This window comes from Neorhizobium sp. 2083, assembly GCF_031455615.1.
GTDB lineage: Bacteria > Pseudomonadota > Alphaproteobacteria > Rhizobiales > Rhizobiaceae > Neorhizobium.
This window is the reverse complement of record NZ_JAVDTC010000003.1, coordinates 89,262-103,012: the sequence shown is the minus strand read 5'-3', so window position 1 is coordinate 103,012 and position 13,751 is coordinate 89,262. Positions and strand designations below refer to the sequence as shown.

Genomic DNA, 13,751 nt, shown 5'->3' with positions numbered 1-13,751 from the left:
AACTGTACATCCTCCTCGGAAAGATTAAAAGGGGTAAAGTTGTATGCAGGCATCAACCATACCATACTCCGAAAGACTTACCCTTCATCCACCTTTGAAGGTGCTATATGTCCAGCCCGGCACAAGTGCTTTTGCCGGAATGGAAAGGGTTATCGATACGATATGCTCCGGCTTGGTCGAGCAGTATGCGAACGATTTCGAGGTCGATGTCCTCTACACCTCAATTCATCACAATCGGCCGACGGAAAAACGCAACTACAATATCATCGACCGAGTCGCATCGAACCGCATCGAGCTGATGCGCAATTTCCGGCAGGTCATCGCCAGCAAGGATTATAATCTAGTCGTCGTCCCTCAGATCGAGCCGACGGTCATCTGCATGGCGTCCTGCATCGGAATGCGCCGCAAATTTGCCGTCCACCTCCACGGCAATCCCCGTCTGGAACGCAGCCACATGAAGGCAAAAGTGCTGTTCTTCCTGATGAGAGCGCTTTTCCTTCCAAAGATCGCGTCGGTTTTCGGAACCTCGCCGCGGCAGTTGGCATCGTTCAATGCGATGTTCAAAAGCAAGCGTCCATGCTACTGGGTTCCCAATCCGGTGCGCAGGTTCGATCTCCCGGATAGCGACCGGTCTAACGATGAGGCGACAGTGACCTTCGTGAATGTCGGTCGCTTTTCGTTTCAGAAGGGCCAGGACCTGCTTCTCGCCGCTTTTGCCGAACTCATACTCAGCCGCCCCAATGTCCGGTTGAAGATCGTGGGGTACGGTGAAGGCGAAGCCGCCTTGCGCGCCGAAATCGACCACCGTGGCCTGAGCGATGCGGTCACCCTTGAGCACCATCCCGAAAATCCGCAGCCGGCCTTGTCCACAAGCGATGTCTACATCTCCACTTCCCGCTGGGAAGGTTGGTCGCTCGCCATCTGCGAAGCATTAAGGTTTGGCTTGCCAGTCGTGGCGACCGACTGCGAATTCGGTCCGAGCGACATTCTCGTGGACAACAGGCTCGGCCGACTGGTTCCCGTCGACAGCTCCGAGCAGCTCGTAAAAGCGATGGCCTACTATTGCGACAACCTTCCCTCCGAACAGGGCTATGCCGGCTTCCGGAGGGAATTTATCGACCGCTACAGCCCGGAGCGGGTGGTCGCCGCTCATGCCGAGGCGCTGAGAAGCGCGGCGGCAACATAGGCAGTTGGGGTGGCCTGAATTTCAAAACGAGAGGTAGTCATGACGACATCCCTATCCCGCAGGGCATTTGCCGCTGGTTCCCTTGCATCTCTGGCTTTCATCGACGGCTCTGTCCACAGATCCGGTGCTCAGCCGTCTCCGGATCCGATCGCAGGACGTACGCTGATCTTCGAAGACAAATTCACGACACTCGACTGGTCGACGTGGAATGCGGGGCCGAAGCCCACGACGTCAGATCCGGGCTTCTATGGTCGCTCCGCGTTCGCAAGAAGCGAGGGAGAGGAAGGTTTCAACCCTTATGCAATCGTCGATGACCCGAGGGCGAACGACGGCAAGGCGTTGCAGATCTCCGCCAAGTACATCGGCCGGACGATGAGCGTACCTCATTACTACGGCAACAACCTTGCTGAGTTTCAGTGGATATCAGGAAACATGCAGACCGCTCGGCTGAATGGAGCGATCCTGCAGGGCTGGAGACGTGGTTATTTTGAAACCCGCATGCTTTTCCCCCGTCATCCGCTGACCTGGCCGGCATTCTGGATGATGAACGGGCGCAGCATCCTCTTCCCCCAGACGAGCATCGAAATCGACGTCGTCGAACACAAGGGTTGGGAACCGACCCTCTACGGCGCTTACCTTCACGAATGGGGACAACCGGGCGAGCACCATGAAGGCACCGGCGTGCCGACGCCGACCGACATGACGGAAGGCTACCGTCGATACGGAGTGCTCGTGACCGACACGGAATGCACCATCTATTTCGAACGGCAACCCATCATCGACACGAAAACCGGAATGCCCGCGGTCTGGAAGATCACCCGTTCCGCCGAGCTGAATGTCTATCGGGACGTCTTCTGGCCGGTCATCACGCTGGCGCTCCGATCCGATATTCCTTATCCGCCGCAGCTTTCGCCCGAGGAACTGCTGACGCATATGCGGGTCGATTATTTTCGCGTCTACGCCTGAACAAAAATCGGCGTCATTCGCTGGCAGTCATGTTCGGCTGTCCCATGATCTGCTCCTGCAGGGATTCCGCCTCCGGCTCGGCACTCGCCAGCCCGGCCATGATGAAAAACAGCAAACCGAGATCGACCGTCGGGCCGGCGACCATGGCGCCGACCATTAGGCATGCGCAGCCGTTGCGTGCCGCAAGTCTGACATCGGAGGCGAAAGTGCATGGTTTCCCGCGCCTCCTGAAAAACGCCGAGGTCGCGAAAAGCAGAAAAAAGATGGTGCCGGGTACCCCGACATTCGAGAGCAGCGCGAATAGGAAACTCGACGTTCGGGAAGTACCAAGACCGACGCCCAATCCGTAGGTATCGAGGAAATTCTGATAGCCATGCAAATTCCAGGCGCCGCGTTCGGCCGCGGATGCGGACGTCGTCTTGCTGAAGATGAGCAGGTCGAAGTAACTGTAGATCTGCCGGAAGAGCATATCGTTCAGGGCGATCACCAGGCCGACGAGACAGACAAGCACAGGCGCAAACAGCGCGACGAAGGAACTGTTCCTGCTTCCCGGCGTGCGCCCGCACCGCATGACCGCGGTTCCGTAAAGGATCACCAGGCACACCGGCAATCCGATCAGGCCCGTCGATGAGGTGGATCGGATCACGAGAACGGACGTGGCGAGAAAAAGCGCGCCGGTCCAGCGCAGATCCCGCCCACACATCCAGAGCGTTCCGGTAAAACCGACTGAAGCGAGACTGATGCCTGCGAATGCGGACGCTTCCGGCCAGGACCCCACGATCCGTTTCACGCCGGCGACCACGTCCTCGTCGTGGAATGTATACCGGGCATTGCGAATAAACTGAAAGAGCTCCTGCGCACCCGTGCCATAGGTTGCTATGTCGAGTATTGCAAAGAGCGCGTTTGCACCCGCAAAGGTCAGTATGCCGACGGTGACAGCCCTGAAGCCGGCATAAGTGGAGCCTATCGCCACGATCAGTGTAAAGGCAAGCAGGTCTGCGGAGACGTAGACGGCCTGCGTGAAATTGCTGGATACCGGCCCCAAAGGCACAGCGCCGCCTGTCGCGTCATACTCCGATGCGCCGAGCGGAATGATGTCGGTTAGGCGCGCGAAAAATCGTGGCGCAAAATAGCCCAGGACGACTCCATAGACCAAAAGGCAGGCCAGCCAGAACGCAGGACCCGGAAAGCGCAGCGCATTCAATACTGCAGTGAATTCACGCCTGTAACTGAGAACGCCAAGAGCGAGGAACGCGAGAAAAAAATGTGCGGGCTGGATATTTGCAGAACCGATGATGATAGCCGCGGCCGCACCCAACACGGACAAGCCGACAAATACGATCACAGCCGCGTTGTACCCGGCGAACAGGCAATATAAGCCGAGCAACAAAGTGAATATTCCGATCGGCTCAAAGCTCATGGGTAGCCTTGTCGGGTCCACAATGCGGTCGCGCTGGTGTCACGGGCGAAGATCGTACCACGATGGGCCGGCGCGACCTATTAACGTCAGCGTTGCAGCAAATCCGTCAGCAGTTGACCTGATAGGTTGGTGCCAGCACGATCTTTGGACTGACTTTGAAGTTGCGGAGCCGATATCCTGCTTGCCTTTGTCAGCGCCAGTTCGGTCTGGCCTCGTGCAGGTTGCCGATCAGCCGGCACCACTGCCGGAACGACGACGACCCCGAGCAAACCCAACGCAATCAACGAAGTGACGACATAATATGCGATATCTTTCACTTGCCACTCTCCGGCGCCAATACGCGAGATTGAAACATTAGAAGGTAACCCGCGATGCATGAAGTTCATCAATGGGCTTAGGGCGCATCACCAAACGGTTGCTTGAGCCGCTATCAGCGCCATAACGCCGGCAGGCCGCTCACCAACGGATTGACGAGCCTGTCCAAGCGGCGTGACCTGAGACCCATCTACCCTCCAGTTCTCAGGAGAGTCTGGGTTTTTTGAACTGTTGCTCTGATCCCCAACCGACGCTCGTTCGTCATGAAGGTGTAACCTCAACTGATCGGTGACGGAGAACGCAAATGACCAAGGTCGCTTTCAATATCAGCATGTCGCTCGACGGCTTCATTACCGCAAGAAACCAGACCAAGGAGGAACCACTCGGCAAGAACGGCGAATTTCTTCACGAATGGTTCTTCAACGGCGGTGCATATGTCCAGCGCCTCGCCAGCAATGTTGGCAGCGTGATCTGTGGGCGCAAATGCTATGACGACTCGATCCCATACTGGGATGAGAATGGGCCGACGGGTCGTTACAGTTACCGCTTTTCGTCGTCACCCACCGGCCGTTACTCGCCTCGCACAGTACGGGAATCTATCATGCGGCCGGGACAATTGCCGACGCGGTGAAGCAGGCGAAGTCGGCCGCCGGAGGCAAGGATGTAAGCCTCATGGGCGGAGCCGACATCTTTCGCCAAGCACTGGCCGGCGGTCTCGTCGACGAGATCGAGTTGCATATCGTGCCGGTGCTCTTGGTGCCGGGGCTCGCCTGTTCGACACGCTGCCCAATCAGATCAAGCTTGAGCCCACCAGCATCCTGGGCACGCCGCTCGCTCGGCATGTCGCCTATCGCATTGTGAAGTAGGCGAACCACGTGAGAGCCGTATCAGCGTTGGCGAGACGATCTATCTGAAGGGGAGCGCCGCCAGCCTGCACCTGTTCGACGCACCTACGCGGCGCCGGATCCAAACGCCGTCCGCCGAATGATATCGTTGCTCGCTACTTCAGCCCGGGCAACCCGGCGAGGACGGCGACCAGTTCTGCAGAGTTGGCGACATCAAGCTTTCTCATCATGCGCGACCGATGCGCCTCGACCGTCCGATGCGAAAGCTCCAACCGGCGGGCGATTTCCTTGTTGGGCATGCCATCCGCCACCAACATGGCGATCTCTCTTTCGCGCTGGGTGAGGCGCACCACCAGGCGCGCATCCGCAAGATCGGCGAATGACCAGACGCAGCGCGCATAGGGGTCATCGGGGGTGGTCGACTGGCCGCGGACACGACACCAGAAATGCGTTCCATCCCGCTTGCGCATGATCCGCTGGTCCTCATAGCGCAGACCGTCGTTCATTGCCGTCAAGGCCCATTTGCCAACGTCAAGGAATTCCTGGTTCGACGGATAGAGGAGCGAGAGAGACTGCCCCTCGAGATCGCCTGTCGGGTAACCGAACATGTCGGCAAACTTGATGTTGCACCGCCGGATGATCCGATGCCCGGTCACGACGAGTCCGACCGGTGCATTGTCGAAACCGAATTCGGCGCTCTCCATAGAGGTCCTCTGAAATAGCGTGCTTGCACGAATATGCACGCTGGCCCGCACAGTGGTAGAGAAATCGTTCAACTGCCCGGAGGAATGGCAATGGACGCGTACATCGTCGGATGGGGTCACACGAAATTCGGCCGGCTTGACGGCAAGACGCTTGAAGACCTGATCATCGAAGCGGCCGCGGAAGCGATCGAGAGTGCCGGAATTACCGCCGCTGATATCGACGCGATCTATGTCGGGCATTTCAATTCCGGCCTTGTGAGTGACGGCTTTCCATCCTCGCTCGTTCTCGGCCTGGACGACGGCCTGCGTTTCAAGCCCGCCACCCGGTTGGAAAATGCCTGCGCCTCCGGTTCGGCCGCCGTCTATGCGGCGCGCAATGCTATCCGCACCGGCGATGCGAAAACCGTTCTGGTGATCGGCGCGGAAAAGATGACGAGCAAGGATACGGCAGGCGTCACCGAGGCGCTGTCCGGCGCCTCCTATCAGAAGGAGGAAAAGGGCGTGTCCTTTCCCCAGGTCTTCGCGAGGTTTGCAAGCACCTATTTCCAGTCTTATGGCGATCATTCCCGCACACTCGCCCAGATCGCGGCAAAGAACCACGCCAACGCCATGAACAACCCCTTGGCGCACCTGCAAAAGCCCCTCGATGTTGAATTCTGCAACACCGTAAGCGACAAGAACCCGATGATTGCCGCGCCGCTGCGCATGTCGGATTGCTCGCTGATCAGCGATGGCGCCGCCGCCCTGATCATGGTGAGCGACGAGACTTCCGGCGATTTCGCAAACGCCGTCGCCTTCCGATCGGCAGTTCAGGTAAATGACTTCCTACCTATGTCGCGACGCGACCTCCTGGCGTTCGAAGGTCCCGCTGAAGCGTTCAGGCGAGCCTATGAGACCGCGGGCATCACCGTGAGCGATCTCGACTTTGCCGAGGTCCACGACTGCTTCACCATCGCTGAATTGCTGGTCTATGAGGCAATGGGCCTGACACTACGCGGTCAGGGTCGTCGGGCGATCGATGAGGGCCTCATTCTGCCAGGCGGCGCACTGCCCATCAATCTTTCCGGCGGGCTCAAGGCCAAGGGCCACCCGGTCGGCGCCACCGGCGTTTCCATGCATGTGATTGCAGCGCGCCAACTGACCGGGCAGGCCGGCGCCATGCAGAAACAGAATGCGGTGCTCGGCTGCGTCTTCAACATGGGCGGCTCCGGCGTCGCGAACTATTGTTCGATCCTGGAACCGGTCAAGGTCGCCTGACTTTCTCCAAATGCCTATGGCACAGTCCTGAAGTGCCTTGCGCGAGATGTCGGCGCAAGACACTTCGTCCCAATCGAGGACATCATACGGCTGTCGCAGAAAAGCCCCTCGCCTGTTCGCAGGCCTTGCAATATGCTTCGTGGACGGGCCCGCGTCCGAGATGGTGGCGGAAGCTTTTCATCTCGCTGAAATACGGCATTGGCACGCGTACGGGGCGCTCCGCCGCATTGTCGAAATCGTCGAACAGTGTCTGCATGCTGACGACCACACGCTCCGCGTCGTTCCAGTCGCGGTATTCACCAAGGTCGATCTTGTAGGCCGCCTGCAGATAATCCATTCCGGCATCATAAAGCGGACGCGCCCGCTCGCTGATATAGTTCAGGTAATCGCGCATGCGGCGCACATCGTCCTTGGTCGAGAGCGGGCCGTGACCGGCGACGATGGTTTCGACGTCCATGTCGAGAACCCGGTCGCAGACATCGATCCAGCGTCTGACCGGCCCATACCAGGCTATTGGCGTTCCTTCGGTGAAAAGAATGTCGCCGGTGTAGAGCACCTTGTCGTCTGGCACGTAGATCAGCGCATCTCCCAGTGAATGCGATGGGCCGACCTCGATGAGCTGGACCTTCTTTTCCCCGACCATCAGATCAAGCGTGCCGGAGAAGGTTTCGGTCGGCGGCGTCAGCTTGATGCCGGAAAAATCGAACGGTCGAAAGCATTCCCGCATGAAGACGCCAGCGCTGCCGAATTTCTCTGCGTTGAGGCAGACGTTTTCCAGCACAGCCGGATCGAACCGGGCAAAATCATCAACGGTGCCCTGGGTGCCGATGATACGCGCGCCGGTGACGAGCTGATTGCCGAAGGTGTGGTCGCCGTCAGCATGGGTGTTGACCAGGACGTCTATAGATGCGGAAGCCGGGATCGAAGCGCGCAGGGTCTCCAGCATACCCCGCGTCAGCTTCAGGTCGAACAGGGTATCGACAAGCAAGGATGCCTCGCCATCGGTGACAAAGCCGGAATTGCTCCAGCCCCAGGAACCGTCCGGCACCAGATAGGCCCAACAACCGCCGCCGAGATCGTGAAGGCCCTTGGTATACTGCCATTTCCCCATGATATTCCTCCTCAGAAATATGTCGTTCGGCGTGAGATCGGCCGAAACGGAACCGGCGGCCTCAACGCGCGCGCCGGCGCCACGAAAGCAATCGCCCTTCTACGGACCCGATAACGATGGACGTCAGGTAGCCGAGAAGGCCGAGCAGGATCACACCCGCGTAGAGATCCGGCGCCCGGAAGGACCGGGCAGACAAAAGGATCCAGTTGCCCAGTCCGTCACGGCCGGCGATCATCTCGCAGACGACGGCCAGGATCAGCGCGACGGTGAGCCCAAGCCGCATGCCGGCCAGGATATCCGGGCTGGCCGAGGGCAGCGCGATCTTGAAGATGATGGCGGGGCGGGAGAGTTTCAGCGCCTGCGCGACTTCGTAAAGCCGCGGCTCCACCGCCGCAAAGCCATGCACGGTCGCTAGCAACACCGGCCAGAGCGCGCCGAAGGCGACCACCGCGAGCACCATACCATCGGAAAGTCCGAGCATGGCGATCGCCACCGGGATGGTCGCGGATGCCGGCAGCGGACGCAGGAATTCCAGGGTCGGCGCAATATAGGCCCGCAAGCGCGGCGAGGTGCCAATGGCGGCACCCAGCACGACGCCGAGGAGCGACGCGATCAGCCAGCCCCAGAACATGCGCTCCACGGTGGACAGAAACTTCACCCCGAGATCACCCGTGGTGAACCCCATGACCAGCGACCGCCAGGCGCGATCCGGCCCCGGCAGGAAAACAGGGCTGACGATCCGGTTATCGGCCAGTGCCTGCCAGCCCCATACGAACAGGACGGCGACAAGAAAGCTCGAAGCGAGCCATAGGAAACGCCACGCTCTCATCTTGCCATCTCCACGCGGCCGGCACGCCCGAAAAGCCTGTTCTGCGCCAGCGAAAGCAACACGTTCAGTCCCCAGCCGATGACGCCGATCCAGACCAGATAGGCGAGCATGACAGCCGGCTGCAGCGCCTGTTGAGCGATGAGGATGCCGTAGCCGAGACCGAGCGGATTGACGGCGATCTCGACGGTGACGGCCACGACAAGCGCGATGGCTGCCGCCAGCCGAAAAGCCACCATGATGCGCGGCAGGGCCGCAGGCAGGACGATCTTGACCACTCGGTCAATGGCCGACAACCGAAGGGCCTTCGATACTTCGAGAAGCCGCGGCTCGATGCCGCTCATCGCAGAACGGGTCATGATCATCACCGGCCAGAGGCAGGAAAAGGCGACGATGGCAATCTCCATCCGATATCCGAAGCCGAAGATCAGCATGGCGATCGGCAGCACGGCGACGGAGGGAATCGGACGGATCGCCTCGACCGTCACTTCCATCAGGCGGTCAACTGTCTCCACAAGGCCGAACAGAATGCCGAGCAGAAGCCCGAGAACCCCACCGAGGACGAGGCCTACACAGGCCGCCACCAGCGTATCGCGGGTTGCAACGAGCAGCGAACCGTCCAGCAGGATGCGACCGAAGGCGGCAATGATATCACTCGGCGCAGCCAACGACAGCGAAACCGAGCCGTTGGTACGCATCGCGATTTCCGCCAGCGCCAGCAGCACGGCCGGTACTAAGAGGCCTTTCCACCAGCCGCTCTTCATCGTTCGGCCTTTTCGATGAAATCGAATAGTTCGCGCCGCAGCCGCAGGAATTCCGGCATTTCGCGTGTTTCGAGCTGATTGCGGGGGCGCGGCAGGTTAACCGTCAAGTCGATGCCGATGCGCCCCGGATTGGGCAGGAGGCCTATGACCCGATCGCCGAGATAGACGGCTTCCTCGAGATCGTGGGTCACGAAAAACACCGTCGTCCCGGTTTCAGCCACCAGCGAAAGCATCTCGTCCTGCAGTCCCTGCCGTGTCATGGCATCCAGCGCGCCAAACGGCTCGTCCATCAGCAACACGGCCGGTTCCTGCGCCAGACAGCGGGCGATCTGGATGCGCTGCTGCATGCCGCCGGACATTTCGGACGGATATTTTTCCTCGTGGCCGGCCAGCCCGACCTTGGCGAGCAGCGGCCTGATGCGTGCATCACGCTCGCTGCGCGGCACGCCTGCCGCCTCAAGGGCGAGCGAAACGTTCGCCGCCGCCGTCCGCCACGGCAACAGGGCCTTGCCGTAATCCTGGAAGACGATGGCAACATCCTGCCGCGGCGCCGTCAGCGGTGCTCCGAGCAGCCTGACGGTTCCGGAACTCGGGCGAACGAGGCCGCCGGCCATGCGCAGCGCAGTCGTCTTGCCGCAGCCCGAGGGGCCGATGATGCAGACGATCTCACCGCGGCCGACAGTCAGGCTCAGATCCGAGATGATCGGGCGGCTACCATAGGAAAGGCTGATCTTTTCGAAACTGATGATCGGCGGAGATGTGTTTTGATGGGGTACGGTCAGATTGACTGGAGCGACCATGTTCATGTCTCTGATTTCGGAGCCTGTTCGCCGTAGACGACCTCGAGACTGGTCGCGAGATGGCTGGCAAGTTCGGCTTCCGCCTTTTCCAGATTGCGTGAAAGCACGAGATCGGCGAGCGATTTATGCTGTTCCATGATGGCGTGATGGTGTGGCGCAAGCCGCCTCATCATCACCCGGCGATAGCGATAGGCCTGATAATAAAGGTCGTCATGCAGGCGCAGCAGCCGTTCCGAGCCGCAGGCCTCCAGAAGCGACCGGTGAAACGCCTTGTGCAGACGATCGAATTCCGGCGTGCCTTCCCGCATGGTTTCCGGATTCCGCTCCACCGATCGAAGCAGGCGATGGAGGGCCGACAAGATGCCGGCCTCCCAATCATCATCGCCCTTCTCGATCGCGAGCCTGAGAGCCGTCGTTTCCACGGTGGTGCGCACCAGCGTGATATCGGCGAGATCAGCTTCCGAAACGCTGGTGACGCGAAAGCCTTTCTGACCGACAGCGGAAATAAGCCCCCTGAAAACCAGACGCGAAAGCCCTTCGCGCAGCGGCGTTGCGCCGATGCCGTAGCGCTCCGACAGGGCCTGGATGCCCAGGCGTTCTCCCGGAGACCAGACGCCCGCCAGGATGTCATGCTCCACCAGGGCTGCGGCCCGCTCGCTCAAGGTATCGGACGATGAAACGGGTTCACCGAACAGTTCGGATTTCAGGGGTACTTCAATCATTTCTGGATCAGCGCTGCCGTATCTAGTTTACCCTGCAGCATGTTCTGCTCGTTCATGGTGCTGACCCACCAGTCGAGCTGTTCCTTGTCGATCTTGGCGTCGGCGGTCGTCAGCTTCTGCTTGGAGAGTACATCCATCGGGATCTTGGTGAAGTCGGAGATCGCCTTCCGGCCCTTTTCAGGGTTTTCGTTGGCGATCTTCGCGCCCTCTTCGATCGAAGCGCGGAAGGCCTTCAGAGCCGCCGGATTCGCATCCGCCCAGGTCTTTGTCGATGCGTAGAGAATCTGCGGGCGGCGCTCCGGAAGCTTGTCGAGGAAATAGCCAACCGCCTTGCCGGTGCCGCTGGCCAGAATGCGTGACATGATCGGCTCGGCGGTGATGACAGCGTCAACGGCATTGGATTTCAGCGCGTCGTTCATGGTGGGGAAGCCGACTTCTACAAAGTTGACCTTCTTCGGGTCGACGCCGTTGGTGATGAGCCATTTCGAGAACAGCACCTGGAGGAATGCGCCGATGCCCGGCGAACCCACCTTCTTGCCGACGAAGTCCTTCGGTCCGTTGATGCCGCTCGCGGCGGTCGCAACGACCGCCACGGTATCCACCGTACTCGGCGCGGTCGCGCTGGCGCCGGCAACCGCGACCAGCTCAAGCCCGCCATCCACGGCCTGAAGGAAGGTCGGCGGCGTCGGTCCGCCGATCTGCAGAGAATTCGACAGCAGAGCGGCCGGAATGGTCGAATTGATGCCGATCAATGTCATCGTGACGTCGAGACCGTTTTTCTTGAAGATACCTTCCTGCAAAGCCACGGCCGCCGAGGCGCAATCCGTAGTAGCCGTGCAGCCGATACTGACCCTGGTCTGGGCCACGGCGCCACCAGCCCACATCGAAAACAGCGCTGTCGCAGCCAGCGCTGCCTTGACCAAATTTCTCATTTTTCACTCCTCCCAAAAATCCCGCTTCCCAAACGGACGTCTTTCAAATATCGATACAAACATAAAATATATATATTCGCAAGCTGGAGGAGGCCATGAAACTTGCAACTTTCCGTTCTTCGACGGGATCGAACCACATCGGCATCGTTTATGATGGTGATCGGCGGCTGTTCGACCTGACATCTTCGGCCGAGCAGGCCGGTGGTGACGCCTCGGATTTTTCGTCGATGCTTGCCTTGATCGATGCCGGCGACGCCGGCCTTGAAAAGGCCCGCACCCTGTTCGCCGCCCGCAGTTCCGATGCAGGGCTGACGATGGCAATCGATTCCGTCGAACTGCTCGCCCCCCTGCCCCGGCCGCGCCAGATGCGCGACTGCATGAGCTATGAAACACATATCCGGCAATCGGGGCGCGGCATGCGCAGGCTGGTTGCGGCTGCTGCCGGCGATGATATCCAGGTCGCCGCCATTGACGCGGAGCCATTGGCGCCGCTTGCGGATGTCTACCGTCAGCTTCCGATCTATTACATCACGAATCGCATGATCGTGGGCGCACCGGGTTCGACGGTTGTCTGGCCCAGCTATTCCAACGTGATGGATTACGAGCTGGAATATGGCGTGGTGATCGGCAAGACGGCTGCTAATATCCGGCCGGAAAACGCGCGCGACCACATTTTCGGCTACACGATCTTCAACGACTTTTCCGCCCGCGACCAGCAGAGCAAGGAAATGCCCGGCTGGCTCGGCCCTGGAAAAGGCAAGAGCTTCGATGGCGGAAACGTCATCGGTCCGTGGATCGTCACGAGAGACGAGATACCCGATCCCTATTCCCTGAAGGCGGTTGTGCGGGTCAACGGCGAAGTGCGTTGCGAAAGCAGCACGGCCGGCATGCTGTTCAACTTCGAGCAGATGCTGGTCCATATGTCGATGGACGAGACGATTTCCGCGGGCGAAGTGATCTGCTCCGGCACGATCGGCAATGGCTGCGGTCTGGAAACGGGTATTTTCCTGAATAACGGCGATGTCGTCGAGCTGGAATTCGAAAGGATCGGCATCCTGAGAAACAAGGTCGTCCGCAGGGCAAGCTGACGATCATTAGAACCAAGGCAAAGCGGGAGGAGCAAATGCCAAGACACATCATCGATCTTTCGGTTCCGATTGCGAACGACATTCCGGCCGATCCGCCGATCCAGATTCCATCGGTCACCTACATCGACCACACACAGAGCCTTGCACAGCTTCTCCCCTTCTTCCCCGGCCTCAAGGCCGAGGATCTGCCTGATGGCGCAGGCTGGGCGGTGGAGAAGGTGACGTTATCGACGCATAACGGCACCCATCTCGACGCGCCCTGGCACTATCATCCGACGATGAACCATGGCGAGCCGGCCTGGCGCATCGACGACATACCGCTCGACTGGTGTTACCAACCGGGCGTCAAGCTCGATTTCCGGCATTATCCGGATGGTTATGTCGCGACGGCTGCGGACGTCGAAACGGAGTTGAAACGGATTGGCCATACGCTTCAACCGCTCGAAATCGTGGTAGTCAACACCTCCGCCGGATTGAAATTCGGGCAATCGGATTATGTCGCCAGCGGCTGCGGCATGGGTTACGAAGCAACAATGTATCTGCTCGACCGGGGTGTCCGCGTGACCGGCACCGACGGCTGGAGCTGGGATGCGCCCTTCGTCCACACCGCGCGGAAATATACGGAAACGGGCGACGCTTCCCTTATCTGGGAAGGTCACAAGGCAGGCCGTCACACCGGTTATTGCCATATCGAAAAGCTGCATAACCTGGAGCAGTTGCCGGCGACCGGCTTTACGCTCAGCTGTTTCCCGGTGAAGATCGAGAAGGCCTCGGCCGGCTGGTGCCGGGCCGTCGCCATCATCGAACGCTAGGCG

16 protein-coding genes are annotated in these 13,751 nt (G+C 59.8%); 7 read left to right on the top strand and 9 right to left on the bottom strand.

All coding sequences use genetic code 11. From position 1 onward, the window contains the following. Positions 1-43: 43 nt before the first annotated feature. Positions 44-1,186, top strand: a complete 1,143-nt coding sequence (locus J2X76_RS13265; protein WP_310216778.1) for a glycosyltransferase — start codon at positions 44-46, stop codon at positions 1,184-1,186. Between the two features lie 39 nt (positions 1,187-1,225). Then, complete coding sequence (locus J2X76_RS13260) at positions 1,226-2,152, top strand: family 16 glycosylhydrolase (RefSeq protein ID WP_310216774.1); 927 nt, start codon at positions 1,226-1,228, stop codon at positions 2,150-2,152. A 13-nt stretch (positions 2,153-2,165) separates the two neighbouring features. On the opposite strand, the gene J2X76_RS13255 is transcribed toward J2X76_RS13260, so the two are convergent. Both J2X76_RS13255 and J2X76_RS13250 read right to left on the bottom strand, forming a co-directional pair. Then, on the bottom strand, positions 2,166-3,572 hold the full coding sequence (locus J2X76_RS13255) for a hypothetical protein (protein WP_310216773.1): 1,407 nt from the start codon (positions 3,570-3,572) through the stop codon (positions 2,166-2,168). Positions 3,573-3,658: 86 nt separating this feature from the next. Beyond that, on the bottom strand, positions 3,659-3,889 hold the full coding sequence (locus J2X76_RS13250) for a hypothetical protein (protein WP_310216771.1): 231 nt from the start codon (positions 3,887-3,889) through the stop codon (positions 3,659-3,661). A gap of 302 nt (positions 3,890-4,191) precedes the next feature. Between J2X76_RS13250 and J2X76_RS13245 the strand changes: the two genes are divergently transcribed. Together J2X76_RS13245 and J2X76_RS13240 are read left to right on the top strand one after the other, a co-directional pair. Beyond that, on the top strand, positions 4,192-4,518 hold the full coding sequence (locus J2X76_RS13245; protein WP_310216768.1) for a hypothetical protein: 327 nt from the start codon (positions 4,192-4,194) through the stop codon (positions 4,516-4,518). A gap of 41 nt (positions 4,519-4,559) precedes the next feature. Beyond that, entirely contained in the window at positions 4,560-4,748 is a 189-nt protein-coding gene (locus J2X76_RS13240; protein WP_310216766.1) for a hypothetical protein, read from the top strand. A gap of 139 nt (positions 4,749-4,887) precedes the next feature. Here J2X76_RS13240 and J2X76_RS13235 read toward each other — a convergent pair whose 3' ends face one another. Then, on the bottom strand, positions 4,888-5,436 hold the full coding sequence (locus tag J2X76_RS13235) for a LuxR C-terminal-related transcriptional regulator (protein ID WP_310216764.1): 549 nt from the start codon (positions 5,434-5,436) through the stop codon (positions 4,888-4,890). Between the two features lie 90 nt (positions 5,437-5,526). On the opposite strand from J2X76_RS13235, the gene J2X76_RS13230 reads away from it, so the two are divergent. After that, positions 5,527-6,693 carry an acetyl-CoA acetyltransferase gene (locus tag J2X76_RS13230; RefSeq protein ID WP_310216763.1) on the top strand — a complete coding sequence of 389 codons (1,167 nt, stop codon included), beginning with the start codon at positions 5,527-5,529 and terminating at the stop codon, positions 6,691-6,693. 82 nt (positions 6,694-6,775) lie between these two features. Here the strand turns inward: J2X76_RS13230 and J2X76_RS13225 are convergent, their stop codons facing one another. The 6 genes from J2X76_RS13225 to J2X76_RS13200 all read right to left on the bottom strand — a co-directional run bounded on the left by J2X76_RS13225 (position 6,776) and on the right by J2X76_RS13200 (position 11,848). After that, complete coding sequence (locus J2X76_RS13225) at positions 6,776-7,804, bottom strand: MBL fold metallo-hydrolase (RefSeq protein ID WP_310216762.1); 1,029 nt, start codon at positions 7,802-7,804, stop codon at positions 6,776-6,778. A 61-nt stretch (positions 7,805-7,865) separates the two neighbouring features. Then, positions 7,866-8,633, bottom strand: a complete 768-nt coding sequence (locus tag J2X76_RS13220; protein WP_310216759.1) for an ABC transporter permease — start codon at positions 8,631-8,633, stop codon at positions 7,866-7,868. Beyond that, positions 8,630-9,394 carry an ABC transporter permease subunit gene (locus J2X76_RS13215; RefSeq protein WP_310216756.1) on the bottom strand — a complete coding sequence of 255 codons (765 nt, stop codon included), beginning with the start codon at positions 9,392-9,394 and terminating at the stop codon, positions 8,630-8,632. Before J2X76_RS13215 ends, J2X76_RS13220 begins: the two co-directional genes overlap by 4 nt. Further along, positions 9,391-10,194: an ABC transporter ATP-binding protein gene (locus J2X76_RS13210; protein WP_310216753.1), complete on the bottom strand. Its 804-nt coding sequence runs from the start codon at positions 10,192-10,194 to the stop codon at positions 9,391-9,393. The genes J2X76_RS13215 and J2X76_RS13210 overlap by 4 nt, the downstream gene beginning before the upstream one ends. 2 nt (positions 10,195-10,196) lie before the next feature. Further along, complete coding sequence (locus tag J2X76_RS13205; RefSeq protein ID WP_310216751.1) at positions 10,197-10,916, bottom strand: FCD domain-containing protein; 720 nt, start codon at positions 10,914-10,916, stop codon at positions 10,197-10,199. Beyond that, a complete protein-coding gene (locus J2X76_RS13200; RefSeq protein ID WP_310216748.1) occupies positions 10,913-11,848 on the bottom strand; it encodes an ABC transporter substrate-binding protein in 936 nt (311 codons plus the stop codon). The genes J2X76_RS13205 and J2X76_RS13200 overlap by 4 nt, the downstream gene beginning before the upstream one ends. A gap of 95 nt (positions 11,849-11,943) precedes the next feature. Here J2X76_RS13200 and J2X76_RS13195 point away from each other — a divergent pair, with 95 nt between their 5' ends. Together J2X76_RS13195 and J2X76_RS13190 are read left to right on the top strand one after the other, a co-directional pair. Beyond that, positions 11,944-12,936, top strand: coding sequence for a fumarylacetoacetate hydrolase family protein (locus J2X76_RS13195; RefSeq protein ID WP_310216745.1), 993 nt, complete (start codon positions 11,944-11,946; stop codon positions 12,934-12,936). A 35-nt stretch (positions 12,937-12,971) separates the two neighbouring features. After that, positions 12,972-13,748 (top strand): cyclase family protein, encoded by a 777-nt coding sequence (locus J2X76_RS13190; RefSeq protein WP_310216742.1) that lies wholly within the window; start codon positions 12,972-12,974, stop codon positions 13,746-13,748. Positions 13,749-13,751: the final 3 nt, after the last annotated feature.